Here is a 16141-nt window from a genome sequence, read left to right as displayed (position 1 = left end):
ACGGAAGGGGCGCCCCGCGCGGGCGCCCCGCCTCGCCTTCTCCCCCGATACCATTGGGCTGAACCATGACGTCTCTTGCGCTCACGCGCGAAAGCATCGCGCGCGTGCGGCCGGGGCCGGCGGTGGCGGCTGTGCTGATCGCGCTGTTCCTGCTGCTGTTCCTCGTCGTGCCGGTCGTCCAGGTCATCTTCGTCGCCTTCCAGGACAAGACGACCGGATCCTTCACCCTGATCAACTTCGCCGACTTCTTCCGCAACGACCTGTTCATGCGGTCCTTCTGGAACTCCTTCTACGTCTCCGCCATGTCGGTGGTGGTGGCGAGCGCGCTGGCCCTGCCGCTGGCCTATCTGACGACGCGGTTCGAGTTTCGCGGTGCCGTGCTGATCCAGAGCCTGGGCATCATCCCGCTGATCATGCCGCCCTTCATCGGTGCTGTCGCGATGCAGCTCCTGTTCGGGCGCAACGGCACGGTCAACCTGCTGCTGCGCGATCATTTCGGCATCTCGATCCCCTTCATGGAGGGGCTGAACGGCGTCATCTTCGTTCAGAGCATCCACTATTTCCCGTTCATCCTCATCAACCTGTCGGCCAGCCTGAAGAACATCGACCGGGCGATGGAGGAATCGGCGCAGAACCTCGGCTGCCATGGCTTCCGGCTGTTCCGCCGCATCGTCTTCCCGCTGGCCATGCCGGGCTACGTCGCCGGCGCGTCGCTGGTCTTCATCAAGGTGTTCGACGACCTCGGCACACCGCTGCTGCTCAACGTCAACGACATGCTGGCGCCGCAGGCCTACCTGCGCATCTCCTCCATCGGCATCGCCGACCCGATGGGCTACGTGATCTCGGTGGTGCTGATCGTCTGCTCACTGCTCGCCCTCTGGGTGTCGGCGCTGGCGATGAAGGGCAAGGACTACGCGACCGTCCAGCGCGGCGGCGGCGGTCTAGCGCGGCGGCGCATGAAGCCGCTGGAGCTGGTCGCGGCCTACGCCGTCGTGCTGCTGATCCTGGTTCTGGTGCTGGCGCCGCACATCGGCCTAACGCTGCTGTCCTTCGCGACGATCTGGTCCTTCAGCCCGTTCCCCGACGCCTTCACGATGAAGCATTACGGGACCGTCTTCCTGGAAAGCGGCCAGTACATCACCAACACGCTGCTCTACGCCTCGCTGGCCGCGCTGCTCGACGTGGTGATCGGCACGGCCATCGCCTATCTGGTGCTGCGCACCAAGCTGCCCGGCCGGCAGTGGCTGGACTATGTCGCCATGGCGGCGCTGGCGGTGCCGGGCGTGGTGCTGGGCATCGGCTATCTGCGCAGCTTCTACGACGTGCCCATGCCCTTCACCGGGCAGCCGCTGTCGGGCTTCTGGCTGATCCTGGTCTTCGCGCTGGCGATCCGCCGTCTGCCCTACGCGCTGCGCGCCTGCACCGCGGCCCTGCAGCAGGTCAGCAACTCGCTGGAGGAGGCGGCGGAGAATCTGGGCGCCACCAAGCTGCGCACCATCAGCCGGGTGGTCGTGCCGCTGATGTCCGGCGGCATCCTGGCCGGCTTCGTCACCAGCTTCGCCACGGCGGCGGTCGAGCTGTCGGCGACCATCATGCTGGTCCATTCGCAGAGCGACGCGCCGCTCGCCTACGGCCTCTACGTCTACATGCAGTCGGCGGCCGGGCGCGGTCCGGGGGCGGCGCTGGGCGTCTTCGCCGTCGTCATCGTCGGGCTGGGCACCTACCTGTCGCACGTCATCATCGAGCGGGGCCGACGCGAGCGCGGCCAGGACCATTGAGGGGAACCGCCACCATGAACCATCAATTCTCCCCCACCTCCCTGGCCGCCGGGATGCAGAGCGTCGGCGTCCGCATCGACGGCGTGGACCTCTCCTACGGCAGCCACCGCGTGCTGAAGGACATCCATCTCGACATCAAGCCGGGCGAGTTCTTCGCCTTCCTCGGCCCGTCGGGCTGCGGCAAGACCACGCTGCTGCGGCTGATCGCCGGCTTCAACACGGCGCAGCGCGGGGCGGTGACGATCGGCGGGCGCGACATCTCGGGCCTGCCGGCGCACAAGCGCGACGTCGGCATGGTGTTCCAGAGCTACGCGCTGTGGCCGCACATGACGGTGCGCCGCAACGTCGCCTTCGGGCTGGAGGAGCGGCGCGTGCCGCGCGCGGAGATCGAGCGGCGGGTGGACGCGGCGCTCGACCTCGTCGGGCTGAAGCATCTGGCCGACCGCCGTCCGTCGCAGCTTTCGGGCGGCCAGCAGCAGCGCGTCGCGCTGGCCCGGACCATCGTGATCAAGCCGAAGGTGCTGCTCCTGGACGAGCCGCTGTCGAACCTCGACGCCAAGCTGCGCGTGCAGATGCGCCAGGAGTTGCTGAGCCTTCAGCGCAAGCTGGGGCTGACCACCATCTTCGTCACCCACGACCAGGAGGAGGCCAACACCATCTGCGACCGCATCGCGGTGATGGAGGACGGCATTGTCCAGCAGGTGGGCACCCCGCAGGAGCTGTACGACCACCCGGCCAACCTGTTCGTCGCCGGCTTCCTCGGCACCGCCAACGTGCTGGAGGGGCAGGTGCGCGCCGTGGACGGCGGCACGGCCTTCGTCATGGGCGGCGGCGTGCCGATCCCGCTGCCGCACGGCGTGGAGCCGGGGGCCGAGGGCAAGCTGATGTTCCGGCCGCAAAACCTGTTTATCCGCCAGGATGGCGGGCCGCCGCGCGCGGGCCATGTCCGGCTGATGGGCGTGGTGCGGCATCGCGAGTTCCTGGGCGCCTCGATCCGCTACGCGGTGGACATCGGCGGGCAGCAGGTTCAGGTTGACGCCCCGCACCAGGCCGGCGACGCGCTGCTGCCGACCGACACCCCGATCACCCTCGACCTCGCGGCCGACAAGGCCCGCTTCCTGCGCCGATAGGAGTCGCACCCCGGTGACCAGCCTTCCCAACCGCGCTTCTTTGCGCGCCCCCATTCGTGCTGTCGCCTTCGATCTCGACGGCACGCTGGTGGACAGCGCCGCCGACCTGATGCACGCCTCCAACGTCCTTCTGGCCGAGCTGGGCCGCCCGCCGGTCGATCTGCCGGCGGTGCGCTCCTTCATCGGCGACGGGGTGGCCAAGCTGGTGGAGCGGGTCCTGTCCGCCACCGGCGGCCTGCCCGGACCGGAGGAGACGGCGGCCCATACCCGCCGCTTCCTCGCCATTTACGAGGCCGACCCCAGCGCCCACAGCGCGCTTTATCCCGGCGTGGCGGAGACGCTGACGGCGCTGTCCGAGGCTGGGCTGAGGCTGGGTGTTTGCACCAACAAGCCGATGGCGGCGACCCGGCGGCTGCTGGCCGATCTAGGCATCGCGGACCGTTTCACGGCGGTGGTCGGCGGGGACAGCTTCCCCAGCCGCAAGCCCTCGCCGGAGCCGGTGCTCGGCCTGCTCGCCCTGATGGATGTCCGGCCCGAGGAGACCGTCTTCGTCGGCGACAACGAGCATGACGTCGCCGCCGCCCGCGCCGCCGCCGTGGCAGGGGTGCTGGTGCTGCGCTACGGCTACGCGCGGGTGCCGCTCGACAGCCTTCCGCACGACGGCATCCTGGAGCGCTTCGGCGACCTGACGGGGGCGCTGTCCGCGGCCTCGGCATGTTGAACCGTCTCGTCTTCTGCCGGCATGGCGAGACGGAGAGCAACGTCGGCGGCTGGCTGGCCGGGTCGCGCGACGTGTCGCTGACCGACCGCGGGCGGGCGCAGGCCCACGCCGCCGCCGCGGCGCTGGCCGCCCAGGGGAGCCCGGTCGCCGCCATTCATTCCAGCCCGCAGCGGCGCGCGCTGGAAACCGCCGGAATCATCGGCGCGGCGCTGGGTCTCCCGGTGGCCGTCGTTCCCGGCCTGGAGGAGCGGCGCTGGGGCGATCTGGAAGGAGGCGCCGTGCCGGGGGATCTCCTGCGGGAGGAGGTGCCGGGCGGCGAAAGCCTCACCGCCTTCCAGGCCCGCGTCGCCGCCGCGCTGGACGGCTTGCCCGTTCCGGCGGACAGGCGCCCGCCGCTGGTGGTGGCGCACGCCGGCACGTGGCACGCCCTGTGCCGCTGGCTGGGCCTCGCTCCGGACACGCTCTGGCCGCCCAACGCGATGCCCGTCACGCTGGAGCGCGCCGGATTCACCGAGAGCGGTGCGATGCGGGTCAGCGGATCTCGATGAGGTCCGTCAACTCGCGCACGACCAGCTCCAGGCTGTCGGCCACTGCCTCGCAGGACACCCGTTCCTCCGGGGTGGTGAAGTCGGCGGAGCGCAGGGTGGCGATCTGCTCCTTCAAGCGGCCGATGTAGGCGATCAGCTTTTCTTCCATGCCCGGACCCCGTGGCGCGAGAGGCTTCCCGCTACGATAACAGGCGGGCGGGGGCTTTGGCGCCGGGATTCTCCGCCAAAGGACGGGTGCCGGTGCCGAAGGTCCATCGACGGCGCCTTCACAAAGGCTTGATGCCCTGCCGGTAGGTGAACAGATCGGTTTTGTCGTATTCGGTCTTCACCCGCCGCAGCCGGGCGTAGTTGCCGCCGTAATAGGCGCTCGACCAGTCCTTCAAGGACGGGTCGGGGAAATTTTGGAAGGCGCCCACCGCCTTGGTGGCTGTGTTGACGGTGGCGTAGAACCGTTCCTGCCAAGCCAGATTTTCGTCCACCAGGGACTTCGGGTCCTTCCGGTTCCACCAGTTCACTTCGGAGGAGAACAGCCAGTCGTAGCCGCGGTGGACGTAGGCGGTCGCGTCCGCCGCCGTGGCGTTGACCCGGCCGCCGACCTGGAAGAACTTGAAGGCGTTGGCCATGCTGGTGCCCGGCATGCGCTCGGCGAGCCGGATCATGGTGGCGACGGACTCGGGCGTGATGTCCGCCGCCCTCATGTAGGAGGATTTCTCCTGATAGAAGTAGGGGTAGGTGAATTCGCTCAGCAGGTCCTGCGCCGGCCAATAGGCCATGTCGCGGTCGATCCTTGTCTTCGACGCCTTCTCCAAAACGGGGCCGATGACCGCCTCGACCGTCGTGCCGCATGTGTGCAGCTGGCCGAGGATGGAGACGGTGAGCCGCGGATCGCCGCTGCCGCGCGCCGGCTTGGTGACACTGATCTTGCTGCCGAACTCCGGCGGAGCGTCCGCCAGACGCGTCAGCAGGGTGTGCAGCACCTCGTCCACATCCGTGGTCCAGGTGATGTCGAAGACGGTGACCGTCTCCACCGGGAAGGTGCGCAGGGTGAAGGACGTGTTGATCCCGAAATTCCCGCCGGCACCGCCGCGGCAGGCCCAGAACAGGTCACTGCCGTCGCCGCTCTCCTGGATGTCGGCATGCAGCGCGCCGTCTGCCGTGACGATGCTCGTGGCCTGGAGCAGGTCCGACCCCATGCCGAACATGCGCATGTTGAAGCCGATGCCGCCGCCCAGCAGGAAGCCCGCCGCCCCCACCGTGGTGCAGCGCCCGTGGGTGACGGTGCGGTTCAGCCGTTCGAGCGCCTGATAGACCATGCCGTTCAGGGCGCCGCCGCCCACCTTGACCAGACCGTCCCCGCCGGGCAGGGGGGTGATCGTGCTGAGCGGCGTCATGTCGATGAGCAGGCCCGGGGTGGTGGAGAAGCCCGCGTAGTTGTGCCCGCCGCTGCGCACGGCGAACCGGGCGCCGTGCTTCCTCACCCAGGCGACGCAGGCCTGCACGTCCGTCTCGCTCGCGCAGCGTGCGATGGCGGTCGGAAGTGTCCGGAAACGCAGGTTGTTCGGGCGGGCATAATCGTCGAAGAACGGGTCGTCGGGCAGCACGACGCCGCCCTGAACCGCCCCGGCCAGATCCTTGAGCGCCGAGGCGGCGATCCGGCGGTTGCCGGACTCCGCGAATGCGGGAAAGGGGGCGACGCTGGTGAGCGCCGACGCGGCGGCGAACCGGCCCGCCCCGACCAGGAACGTACGGCGGCTCGGCTGAGCGACGTTGAACATTGGATTCCCCTCCCGCGGATTTTCACCGAATTATATACAACTTTTCGGGAGGGCCGGGAAGGTGTCTGCTCTTTCACGGCGATCAGGTCGGGAAAGGCCGGCGGTCCGGACGGCGGGGCCGAAGCTCCGTGTGTGCCCGCTTGAACCGGCCGCGTCTCGCTTCCGCAAAAGACGGCACCAGCGTGCCATCGGAACGCCGGATCAAATCATAGAATTGGGATAATGGCGCGCAGCGTCCGTGTTCGGCCAATGCGGCCGGAGCACCATTTCCTCGAACCGGACCTTGAGAAAATGGTGCCCAGGGACGGAGTCGAACCGCCGACACGGGGATTTTCAGTCCCCTGCTCTACCAACTGAGCTACCTGGGCGCCGCTGCGTGCGGGGGCGTCTTATAAGAAGAACCGGAGCGCTTGTCCAGCGCAATTCGTCACCCGTTCGGAAGAGATTTTTCCAGGCCGGGCCGGGCGGGGCAAGGGTGGCGCTACCCCGAAAGTGGTCATACCAGTTTTGACATGGGTCATGGTCCTTCCCCCATGGTCGGAGGGATAGTTTCCCTGCCGCGCGGACCAGAGACAAGCGCCGCCCGGCCATGACCGATTTTCCGTGCGTGCCCCGGATGCCGTTGTCTGAAGGGCTTCAACCCGCCCGCATCCGCTGTCCAGGACCGGCCCGAAGGGGCCGGCGGCGCGCCAACCGCAGAGGCGACACGATATGCCCGTCACCACGCTTGCAGACCTCAACGACCTCGTCCTTCGCGTCCGCGAGGCGCAGAAAGTCTACGCCGGCTTCCCGCAGGAGACCGTGGACCGCATCTTCCGCAGCGCCGCGCTGGCCGCGGCCAACGCGCGCATCCCGCTGGCGAAGCTGGCGGTCGCCGAGACGCGCATGGGCGTGATGGAGGACAAGGTCGTCAAGAACCACTTCGCCTCCGAGTACATCTACAACAAGTACAAGGACGAGAAGACCTGCGGCATCCTCGAAGAGGACCCGGAATACGGCATCATGACGATCGCCGAGCCGGTGGGGCTGATCTGCGCCATCGTGCCGACCACCAACCCGACCTCCACCGCCATCTTCAAGGCGCTGATCAGCCTGAAGACGCGCAACGGCATCGTCTTCTCGCCGCACCCCCGCGCCCGCAAGGCGACCTGCGAGGCCGCGCGGATCGTGCTTCAGGCGGCGGTGGAGGCCGGCGCGCCGCCGGACATCATCGGCTGGATCGACGAGCCCTCGGTGGAGCTGTCGAACGCGGTGATGCACCACCCCGACATCAACCTGATCCTGGCGACCGGCGGGCCGGGCATGGTCAAGGCAGCCTATTCCTCGGGCAAGCCGGCCATCGGCGTTGGCGCCGGCAACACCCCGGCGGTGATCGACGAGCTCGCCGACATCAAGCGGGCCGTCGCCTCCATCCTGATGTCCAAGACCTTCGACAACGGCGTGGTCTGCGCGTCGGAGCAGTCGGCCATCGTCGTGGACGCCGTGTATGACGCGGTGCGCGACCGCTTCGCCCACCATGGCGGTCACATCCTGTCGGCCACCGAGGCCGACGCGGTGCGCAAGGTGCTGCTGAAGAACGGCGCGCTGAATGCCGACATCGTCGGCCAGTCGGCCGGCGCCATCGCCGCCATGGCCGGGGTGAGCGTTCCCGCCCACACCAAGGTGCTGATCGCCGAGGTCGAGGCGGTGACCGAGGACGAGCCCTTCGCCCACGAGAAGCTGTCGCCGACCCTGGCGCTCTACCGTGCCCGCGATTTCATGGAGGCCTGCGACAAGGCGGCGGCGCTGGTCGCGCTGGGCGGCATCGGCCACACCTCCGCCCTCTACACCGACCAGGACCAGCAGCCGGAGCGCATCCGCCATTTCGGCCAAGCGATGAAGACGGCGCGCATCCTGATCAACACGCCGTCGTCGCAGGGCGGCATCGGCGACCTCTACAATTTCCGGCTGGCGCCGTCGCTGACGCTCGGCTGCGGCTCCTGGGGCGGCAACTCGATCTCCGAGAATGTCGGGCCGCAGCACCTCATCAACCGCAAGACCGTAGCGAAGCGGGCCGAGAACATGCTCTGGCACAAGCTGCCGAAATCCATCTATTTCCGCCGCGGCTGCCTGCCCTTCGCGCTGGAGGAACTGCGCGGGAAGAAGCGCTGCCTGATCGTCACCGACCGCTTCCTGTTCGAGAATGGCCACGTCGACGAGACCGTGCGCATCCTCAAAGGTCTGGGCCTTGCGGTGGAAACGTTCTTCGAGGTCGCCGCCGACCCCACCCTGGCGGTGGTGCGGCGCGGGCTGGCGCTCGCCAACGCCTTCCAGCCGGACGTCATCCTGGCGCTGGGCGGCGGCTCGCCCATGGACGCGGCCAAGATCATGTGGGTGATGTACGAGGCGCCGGACGTCGCCTTCGAGGATCTGGCCCTGCGCTTCATGGACATCCGCAAGCGCATCTACACCTTCCCCAAGCTGGGGGTGAAGGCGCAGTTCGTCGCCGTCCCGACCACGTCCGGCACCGGGTCGGAGGTGACTCCCTTCGCCGTGGTGACCGACGAGCGCACCGGCATCAAGTACCCGATCGCGGATTATGAACTGACGCCGAACATGGCGATCATCGACGCCAATCTGGTGATGGACATGCCGAAGGGCCTGACCGCTGCCGGGGGGATCGACGCGGTCACCCACGCGCTGGAGGCCTATGTCTCCGTCCTGGCGAACGAATACACCGACGGGCAGGCGCTCCAGGCGCTGAAGCTGCTGAAGGAGCATCTGCCCTCCGCCTACGCCAACGGCGCCAGGGACCCCAAGGCGCGGGAGCAGGTGCACAGCGCCGCCACGCTGGCCGGCATCGCCTTCGCCAACGCCTTCCTCGGCGTCTGCCATTCGATGGCGCACAAGCTGGGGGCGGAGTTCCACCTGCCGCACGGCGTCGCCAACGCGCTGCTGATCGCCAACGTCATCCGCTACAACGCCGCCGACATCCCGACCAAGCAGACCGCCTTCAGCCAGTACGACCGGCCCAAGGGCGTCGCCCGCTACGCCGAGATCGCCCGGCACCTCGGCCTCGGCGGCAGCCGCGACCATGAGCGGGTGGAAAAGCTGGTCGACTGGGTGGAGGAGTTGAAGCGCACGCTGGCTATTCCGGCCTCGATCCAGGCGGCAGGGGTGCCGGAGGCGGAGTTCCTGGCCCGGCTCGACGCCATCGCCGAGGCCGCCTTCGACGACCAGTGCACCGGCGCCAACCCGCGCTTCCCGCTGGTCGCGGAGATCCGGCAGCTTCTGCTCGACAGCTATTACGGCCGCGCCTACGCCGAAGGGGCGGAGCGTGCGCTGGAAGCCGGGGCGGAGCGCAAGCCGGTGGCGCTGGTCCGTTCGCGGTGATCCCTTCACACTGATTTAGGCCTGACGGCCCGCCCGGCGCCGGGAAACCGGATGCCGGGCGGGCCATTCATTTGTCCGGGAAAAAAAGCCGGTCTGCCGAAGACTTCACGCCCTGACGCCATGAAGCGTCGATTGGCTGTGAACCCATTGTCTGAAACGGCGGCAGGTGATTCCGGTCATGATTCGATCTTATCAATCCGATTATCGCCATCGCGGCTCCGCGATGCATGCGTTCGTCTTCAAGGTCCGGCGCTCGCGGAAGACGCGGCACGGCTTTAACAAGGAGGCGGCGCGATGACTGTGTCGGCCTGTGGCACGCTCGACGAGATCCTGCACCCGGCCTCGACCGATTTCCGCAGCCTGCCGGACCTGATCGGCGGGCTGATGGGCCGGCTGGCCGACCGCGCGCCGCTGCGCGGCGGGGCGCTGTGGCTCCAGGACATGGGCACGCTGGTGCTCGCCCAGGACCGGGCGGGCGGCCGCCTGTGCTGGACGGCGGACGGCGACCCCAACGACGCCGCGGCCGATCCGGAGGCGGTGGTGGTGCCCATCACCTACGCCGACACGCCGGTCGGCGAGATGCGGCTGGTGCTGGACCGCGCGCCGGACGGCGCCGCGCCCGAGGCCCCGATCCTGCAGGACGTCGCCCGCCAGTGCGGTTATCTGGCGAAGCGCTACGAGGTGCGGCGCTGGGCGGAGCGGCGGTTCGGGCGGCCCCTGATGATGGTCGGCATGAGCCAAGCGCTGCGCGAGCTGGACGCCTTCCTGGAGCAGGCCGCCCACAGCGCGCTGCCCGTCCTGCTGACCGGGGAGTTCGGAACGGAGAAGGCGCAGCTGGCCGCGGCGATCCACGGCTGTGGGCCGCGGCGCGACGGTCCCTTCATCCAGGTCAACGGGGCGGACCCGATGGGGACGCCCACCGATTGGTTCGCGCGGGCCGCCGGGGGCACCCTGTTCCTCAGCGGCGTGGACGAGATGACGCCGGCCCTTCAGGGGCAGATCGTCCAGCACATGCCCTCCCAGCTCGGCCAATGGCTCGACGCGCCGGGCGGCTGGACGCTGTCCTCCAACGGGGCGGCCAATGGGACCGGGGGACCGCGGGTCATCGCCTCGACCACCGCCGACCTGCGGCGGCTGGCGGAGGAGGGGCGCTTCTCCCGCCCGCTGCTGGCCGAGCTGGATTTCCTGTGCGCCACCGTACCGCCGTTGCGCGATCGGCCGGCGGACATCGAGCCGCTGGTCCTCGCCGCCCTGGACCGTCACGGCGGACGCGCCGAGGAGACGCGGACCGACGAACTGATCGCCCTGTGCAAGGCCCACTCCTGGCCGGAGAACCTGTTCGAGCTGGAGCGGGTGATCGCCCGGCTGGCGGTGATGACCGGGGGCAGGCCGATCCGCCACGGCGACGTGCGCCGCCACGCCCCCTGGATGGTCGGCGGCGCCATGCCGGCGGACCCGGAGTCCGCCGCTCATCCGGTGGCCCATCCGGAGGCGGCACCGGTTCCCCCACCGGCCCCGGCGCCCGCCGACCATTGGGTGCACTGCGCGCTGACCCGCGACCAGGACGCTTTGGCCCGGCTGCACGGCGGTCTGCGCAAGGCGCTGGTCTTCCTGGGCGAGCGCTTCGCCGATCCGATCACGCTGGACGAGCTGTCGCGGCAGGCCCATGTCAGCCCCTCCCACCTCAGCTACCTGTTCCGGACGGAGCTTCAGACCTCCTTCAAGGGGCTGCTCGGCCGCATCCGCATCCACAAGGCGCGCGAGCTTCTGGCCGCCGACCGGCGCCTCCCCATCACCGAGGTGGCGATGAGCGTGGGGTACGGCGACCTCAGCCATTTCGAGAAGAGCTTCCGCCGCCTCGTCGGGGAAAGCCCGCGGGAACATCGGCGCAATCTGCCTGGAGCCGAGCGGCGTGGGTGATCGTCGGTGTTACGAAAACGGGCCCGTCGGCTTCACTTCCGGCGGGCCCGTTCCATTCATGGAAATGTTCGAAGTGCCATCTCTCGCCCAGAATCATAAAGATTGTAGTAAAATTGGCCGTTCAACTCGAAGCTGCTTTTCATCATCATCACCCTGTGCAGGGCAATCGTTTTTGTGCCATTATCATCGCAGAAATATACAAGAAATTTTGCTTCTCTACCGAAGGAGTTCCAGGTCATTTCATCCCTGTTCACCTTGACTTTAAGGTATGGTTTGAATGTAAAGTCGATTTGGAACATTGAGTCCCAGGCCTCGTCAATGAATTGCGCTGGGTGGTCGGGGAGTTGAACGATTTTTGGTGGGACGTTTCTTTTCCACCCAAGCTTGTTGTTCTCAACCATAGGAAATATTTCTTCCTTTCCAATCTTTCCCCTGCTCCATGAGGATGATATTATGTTTGAAAAGTAATCGTAAATATTGTCTTGGCCGAACGCGCCGTTGTTCATAATCATATTTTTTAACATGTCCTGGCTGTAATTTATTTCGACGACGGCATTCAGTTTTCTGTGAACGAATTGCACGCCGTTGTAATCAACGGAGCGTTTGCACAGTTGGAATATCGCCGAGTTCAGTTGGCTTTTGATGTTCTCGTTTATTGTGTTTTCGGTCCCCGATGTCGACTTGAATTCGATGACTTTTGCCTTGTCATTCGAATTTGGATAATGAACCCGCATATCCGGGTCATTGTCTTTGTCCAGGTCAATGCCGATGAACCTTCCTTTATTCAAATTTTGCGCGGTCTTCTGCCATTCCAAGCGGGTGCCGCGTACGACGGACGCGATGCCCCTGGCCTTCGCCTCGAACGATCCCGCGAATTTTTCGAGAGACTGCGTTTGCAGTATCTGCCCGTTGCCTTTTGCCAAGTGCTGGGCGATAAGATTGTACAATTCCGCCAGTTCGGCAACCGCCTTCATGGCGTCGTATATTTGCTCGGCGGTGTTTCTATCAAGTTGCTCTACGCTGATGATCGTTCTTTTGAACTGATCGAGGAAGCTGAACAGATCATCGCGAAATTCCGAGTTTTCTTTCAGTCTGCTGAAATCGTCAGAGCTTATCATGATAATTTCTCCATTCTGTGCCCGCTCCGGCCTGTCGCCCAGGTCGGGTGGATCGCCGGCACCGTGGCGGCGGGTGTTGTCCGCAAGGGGAAGGATCGGCGGCCAGCGTATGCGGCGCGGATGGAGCCCGCCGCACACCGCCAAGGGCGTGACTACTGCCAGCAGCTCTCGACCCACTGAAGGGGGATGGAGTCCTGGCCGTAGCGCAGGTCGGCCACGCATTCGGCGGCTTCCCGGTCCGCGCCCGGCGCCGCCCGGCGGAGCGTTTCCTCCAGCTTGCCGTCGAAGGCGTTGAACGCGGCGTCGAGGCGGAGCTGGCCGGTCCGCGCGTCGTAGAGAGCGACGCTGGACGGGCAGCGCGACAGGCCGGGATCGAGGGCCAGCAGATTGGCCCAGCGGCTGCCGATCCGGCCCCACAGGCTGTCCGGCGACCCGAACAGGGGCAGGGCCTCCAGCGCCGCCGGGTCGAGGGCGATCTTCCAGGCGGGATCGGTGAGGACCTCCGTCACGCGGCGGCGCAGCCGGTCGCGAAGTTGCCCCAGCGAGTCCGCGGTCATGCTCCCGGCTTCCGTCGGGAAGCCCTCCAGCACGGCCTTGTCGGCGTCGGCGAAATCGGTCCAGGGAAGGGACCGGGACAGGGAATTGCCGCGCAGCGTCCGCACCATGGCTTCGATGCGGTCGAGCGGCGCATCGGGGTCGCTCAGCGTGTCGCCGATCGGCTTCAGGCAGCGCAGCAGGGACACGGCCCCCTGTCCGTCCGGATGCTCGGCCAGATGGGCATGGATCATCGCGTCGGACGCGGCGAGGAAATCGTTCAGATGGATCCGCCCCGTCAGGCCCGCGCTCAGCCGCCCGATTTGCTCGTCGATCAAGCGGTCGAGGGCTTTCGCGTCCCCTTCGGAAAGCGCCGGCCGGCCGGCCTCCCACAGGGCGCGGTCCATAACGGGGACGCCGGCCCCGTACAGCGTCCCGATGATCCGGCCGTCCGGTGCGCACAGCGGCTGGAAGGCCGGGATCATCGCCGCTGACATGGGGTGATCCAGCAGGATGGTGCGGACGTCCACTCCCGACCGCTTCAGCGGCGCCACGATGTTGCGGACCATCGCCTCCACCGTCCAAGGCCCCGGCGACAGACGGTCGATGCCGCCGCTTCCTTGATTGACGACCAGCAGATCCAGGGTGCGGTCCGCAGCCTTCCCAATGGGCAGGGAGAGCCAGTGCCCGACCTCCACCGGATTGGCGCCGAGCACGATCCGGAAGGCGTCGTCGGGGTAATAGCTCCGCGGGTAGTCGGCGGTGGCGCCCTGCGCCAGCTCCGCGCTGCACAGCATCAGATGGCGGCACCGGCCCTGACGCAGCGCCTTCACCGACGGGTCGGCGCCCTCCGGCGCGCCGTCGCGCAGGCTGGCGGCGGTCAGGGCGTTCAGCGTTCCGGCCAGCCGGCTGTGGACGGCGTAATCGTCCGTCCGCGCCACGCTCTCGCGGACCGACCGGATCGTCTCGGACAGGGCGGCGACGGGCAGCCCGTTGACCAGCGACGGGGGCGGTCCGCCTTGCGCCGCGGCCGTCACGGACACCGTGGCCGCGACCGGGCGGTAGCGGAAAGGGGCGAGCTCCGTCTCGGCGTTCCAGACGATGGCCAGCCCACCACCGTCACGCCTCAGCGCGAAACCGCTGCGTTGGGTGGCCAACCAATCCTCGACGAGGGAGGCGACGGCGGTGAGGATCTCGTTGGGCTGGCGCCCGGCCTTGCCGTCCCGGAGAAGGATGTCGACGGGGGCGGCCGATTCGCCATAGCCCTCGCGCGGCCAGCAATGGTCGAGATGCAGCGCCGCCGCCCAGGGACCCTCGATCACCGGCTGGATCGCCGGGTCCGGCAGCGCCCCCGCCGAGGAGGGCTGGGCGGTGAGGCGGCGCAGCAGCCTGTCCGTGTCGCCGAAGCACGCGCCCAGGAAGGACGCGCGTTTCGCCAGATGGCTTTCCATGGTCATCGACACCCACAGGCCGAAGCCCACCGCGTCCGCGATGGCCGCGGCCCCGTCGCTCCACGCGCCCCGGTCCTTGGCCGCCGTGATGGAGTCGGCAACCTCGGCGGGAAGGGCGGTCAGAGTCGCGTAGCCGGGGACCTTGGCGGCGAACCAGCCGTCGAAGGCCGCCGCCAGCGCCGAGTCCGTGGCAAGCCCGTAGCCCTGGCAGACCTGCTCCAGCATCACGACGAGAAGCCGCTGCACCGCGGCGTCGCCAAGCCCGTCGATGGCCTTCAGGGACAGGGGGACGACACCCTCCCGGATGCGGGCGCGGATCGCCGCGATGCCGTCCGCCGTGGCCTGGTCCCGATTGGCCAGCAGGCCTTGCAGCCGCGCGATCAGCGCCGGCGCGGCGTTCTGCGGCGGGGTCGTGGACTGGCACAGGGCGTTGACCGCCCGCAGGGCCGAGGTGATGCGGTAGGCCATTCCGGGACGCGGCAGGCCGTCCTCGACCCGGACGTCGCCGGTGAAACGCCGCCATTGCTGCTGGAGGGCCAGCGTGCCGTGGCGGGGAATGCCCACGTCGACCAGCACGGCGGCGCAGCCGTTGCGTCCATACTCCGCCGGTTCCCGGCCGTCGGCCTTCTCCAGGCCCCCGGCGGCCCCATCCGCCGCCGGGTCTGCCGCGGGTGGCGCCCCGGCCAGCCGGTGCAGCAGCCCGTACAGTTCCAGTTTGAGCGCGAACAGCGCCATGAGAAAGACGTTGTGCAGGCGCTGGAACAGGGCGAACCAGGCCGGCGCCGGCAGACCGGGGTTGATGAGAAGCCGGGCGGTCCAGCCGCGGGCACCGTCGCTTCCGTCCTCCAGCACGACGAAACGGCTGTTGCCGGACGGGTCGATCTCCGCCACCCGCTGCGCCAGCGCCCGCATCCGGTCGCGCAGCCAGCCGGCCAGTTGGGGATAGCCGCCGTTGAGAAGGCGCGTCAGAGCGCGGTCGGCGGCGGCCAGACGGTCCGCGGGAAGGCGGACGTCGTACCGGACCTTGAACCGGACGGCGAGCCGGAGGCGGCAGGCGGCTTCGGCGGCGTAGGACAGCTGGACGCCCGCGGCGGCCTGCGCGGCGTCGCCCAGCGTGTCGGCGACCAGAGCGAGTCCCGCCGCGATGGCTTCCACCGCGTCCCAGTTCCGCGCCGCCGCCATGTCCTGGTCGAGGCCGATAAGCTGGCGCCGTTCCTCGGCGAAGGGGGCGACACCGCCGGCCTCCGCTGGTCCGGCCAACGCCTCGGCCAGCGGCAGCAGAATGTCGCGGACGGCGCGCAGCCGGCGCGAAATGCCGTCCCCCTCGATGGGCAGGCCGTCCTTCGCCTCGCCGATGGTGCGCAGCGCCTGCTTCAGCATCCGCCGGGCGCCGTTCAGCCGGTCGTCGGGAAGGGGATAGCCTTCGCCTTCATAGACCGCTCCGGGCGGCACGCCCAGCAGGGCCGGTGTGTCCTCGCCCGCGACGAACAGCCGCTCCATAGCGGCGGTCTCGACGGCGGCGCGCTCGCCGGGCGCCCCGATCCCGAAGGACGCCCCGCGCACCATCCGCAGCCATGCGGTTTGGGACGGCTGGAGCGGGTGGACGGCGGCTGCGGTCCAGCCGCGCGTGGCGTCGCGCTGGGTTGCCGGAACGATTGGCAAACCCAGCGCCTGCGTCGCGGCGGCGGCCAACGCGTCCATGCTCGCCTCCACCGGGGTGGACGGCGGGGTTCCGGGCGCGACAACGATCAATCTCCGGCGCGTGCGGGACGGCATGCGGGATGTCCTTCGTCT

The 16141-nt window shown here is 68.3% G+C and carries 10 protein-coding genes and 1 tRNA gene; 6 read left to right on the top strand and 5 right to left on the bottom strand.

What is annotated here, in order from left to right:
- Positions 1-65 precede the first annotated feature (65 nt).
- Genes H0B54_RS22060 through H0B54_RS22045 form a run of 4 tightly spaced genes read left to right on the top strand, consistent with a single transcriptional unit; the run spans position 66 to position 4177 of the window.
- Positions 66-1778 (top strand): ABC transporter permease, encoded by a 1713-nt coding sequence (locus H0B54_RS22060; protein ID WP_188262111.1) that lies wholly within the window; start codon positions 66-68, stop codon positions 1776-1778.
- 14 nt (positions 1779-1792) lie between these two features.
- On the top strand, positions 1793-2908 hold the full coding sequence (locus tag H0B54_RS22055) for an ABC transporter ATP-binding protein (protein ID WP_246472685.1): 1116 nt from the start codon (positions 1793-1795) through the stop codon (positions 2906-2908).
- A gap of 13 nt (positions 2909-2921) precedes the next feature.
- Positions 2922-3629, top strand: coding sequence for a phosphoglycolate phosphatase (gene gph / locus H0B54_RS22050; protein ID WP_188262109.1), 708 nt, complete (start codon positions 2922-2924; stop codon positions 3627-3629).
- Positions 3623-4177, top strand: coding sequence for a histidine phosphatase family protein (locus H0B54_RS22045; protein ID WP_188262108.1), 555 nt, complete (start codon positions 3623-3625; stop codon positions 4175-4177). Before gph ends, H0B54_RS22045 begins: the two co-directional genes overlap by 7 nt.
- On the opposite strand, the gene H0B54_RS22040 is transcribed toward H0B54_RS22045, so the two are convergent.
- From H0B54_RS22040 to H0B54_RS22030, 3 genes are all read right to left on the bottom strand, one after another.
- The gene (locus H0B54_RS22040; RefSeq protein WP_014199676.1) at positions 4161-4325 is read right to left on the bottom strand and encodes a hypothetical protein; all 165 of its coding nucleotides are present in this window, start codon (positions 4323-4325) and stop codon (positions 4161-4163) included. The genes H0B54_RS22045 and H0B54_RS22040 overlap by 17 nt on opposite strands.
- Before the next feature lie 118 nt (positions 4326-4443).
- A complete protein-coding gene (locus H0B54_RS22035) occupies positions 4444-5952 on the bottom strand; it encodes an FAD-binding oxidoreductase (protein WP_188262107.1) in 1509 nt (502 codons plus the stop codon).
- Between the two features lie 292 nt (positions 5953-6244).
- A tRNA-Phe gene (locus H0B54_RS22030) sits at positions 6245-6320 on the bottom strand.
- Positions 6321-6663: 343 nt separating this feature from the next.
- Between H0B54_RS22030 and adhE the strand changes: the two genes are divergently transcribed.
- Together adhE and H0B54_RS22020 are read left to right on the top strand one after the other, a co-directional pair.
- Positions 6664-9324, top strand: coding sequence for a bifunctional acetaldehyde-CoA/alcohol dehydrogenase (gene adhE, locus H0B54_RS22025; protein ID WP_188262106.1), 2661 nt, complete (start codon positions 6664-6666; stop codon positions 9322-9324).
- A gap of 294 nt (positions 9325-9618) precedes the next feature.
- A complete protein-coding gene (locus tag H0B54_RS22020) occupies positions 9619-11244 on the top strand; it encodes an AraC family transcriptional regulator (protein ID WP_188262105.1) in 1626 nt (541 codons plus the stop codon).
- A gap of 56 nt (positions 11245-11300) precedes the next feature.
- Here the strand turns inward: H0B54_RS22020 and H0B54_RS22015 are convergent, their stop codons facing one another.
- Positions 11301-12539 carry a hypothetical protein gene (locus tag H0B54_RS22015; protein ID WP_188262104.1) on the bottom strand — a complete coding sequence of 413 codons (1239 nt, stop codon included), beginning with the start codon at positions 12537-12539 and terminating at the stop codon, positions 11301-11303.
- Complete coding sequence (locus tag H0B54_RS22010; protein ID WP_188262103.1) at positions 12515-16123, bottom strand: hypothetical protein; 3609 nt, start codon at positions 16121-16123, stop codon at positions 12515-12517. Before H0B54_RS22010 ends, H0B54_RS22015 begins: the two co-directional genes overlap by 25 nt.
- Positions 16124-16141 lie beyond the last annotated feature (18 nt).

Source organism: Azospirillum tabaci (assembly GCF_014596085.1).
Lineage (GTDB): Bacteria > Pseudomonadota > Alphaproteobacteria > Azospirillales > Azospirillaceae > Azospirillum > Azospirillum tabaci.
This window is presented reverse-complemented; position numbering and strand designations above follow the sequence as displayed.

Excerpts from the sequence above, each read along its gene's own strand:
- H0B54_RS22035 (WP_188262107.1), bottom strand. The coding sequence starts at position 5,952 with ATGTTCAACGTCGCTCAGCCGAGCCGCCGTACGTTCCTGGTCGGGGCG.
- H0B54_RS22020 (WP_188262105.1), top strand. The coding sequence starts at position 9,619 with ATGACTGTGTCGGCCTGTGGCACGCTCGACGAGATCCTGCACCCGGCC.
- adhE (WP_188262106.1), top strand. The coding sequence starts at position 6,664 with ATGCCCGTCACCACGCTTGCAGACCTCAACGACCTCGTCCTTCGCGTC.
- H0B54_RS22010 (WP_188262103.1), bottom strand. The coding sequence starts at position 16,123 with ATGCCGTCCCGCACGCGCCGGAGATTGATCGTTGTCGCGCCCGGAACC.
- H0B54_RS22040 (WP_014199676.1), bottom strand. The coding sequence starts at position 4,325 with ATGGAAGAAAAGCTGATCGCCTACATCGGCCGCTTGAAGGAGCAGATC.
- H0B54_RS22060 (WP_188262111.1), top strand. The coding sequence starts at position 66 with ATGACGTCTCTTGCGCTCACGCGCGAAAGCATCGCGCGCGTGCGGCCG.
- H0B54_RS22055 (WP_246472685.1), top strand. The coding sequence starts at position 1,793 with ATGAACCATCAATTCTCCCCCACCTCCCTGGCCGCCGGGATGCAGAGC.
- H0B54_RS22045 (WP_188262108.1), top strand. The coding sequence starts at position 3,623 with ATGTTGAACCGTCTCGTCTTCTGCCGGCATGGCGAGACGGAGAGCAAC.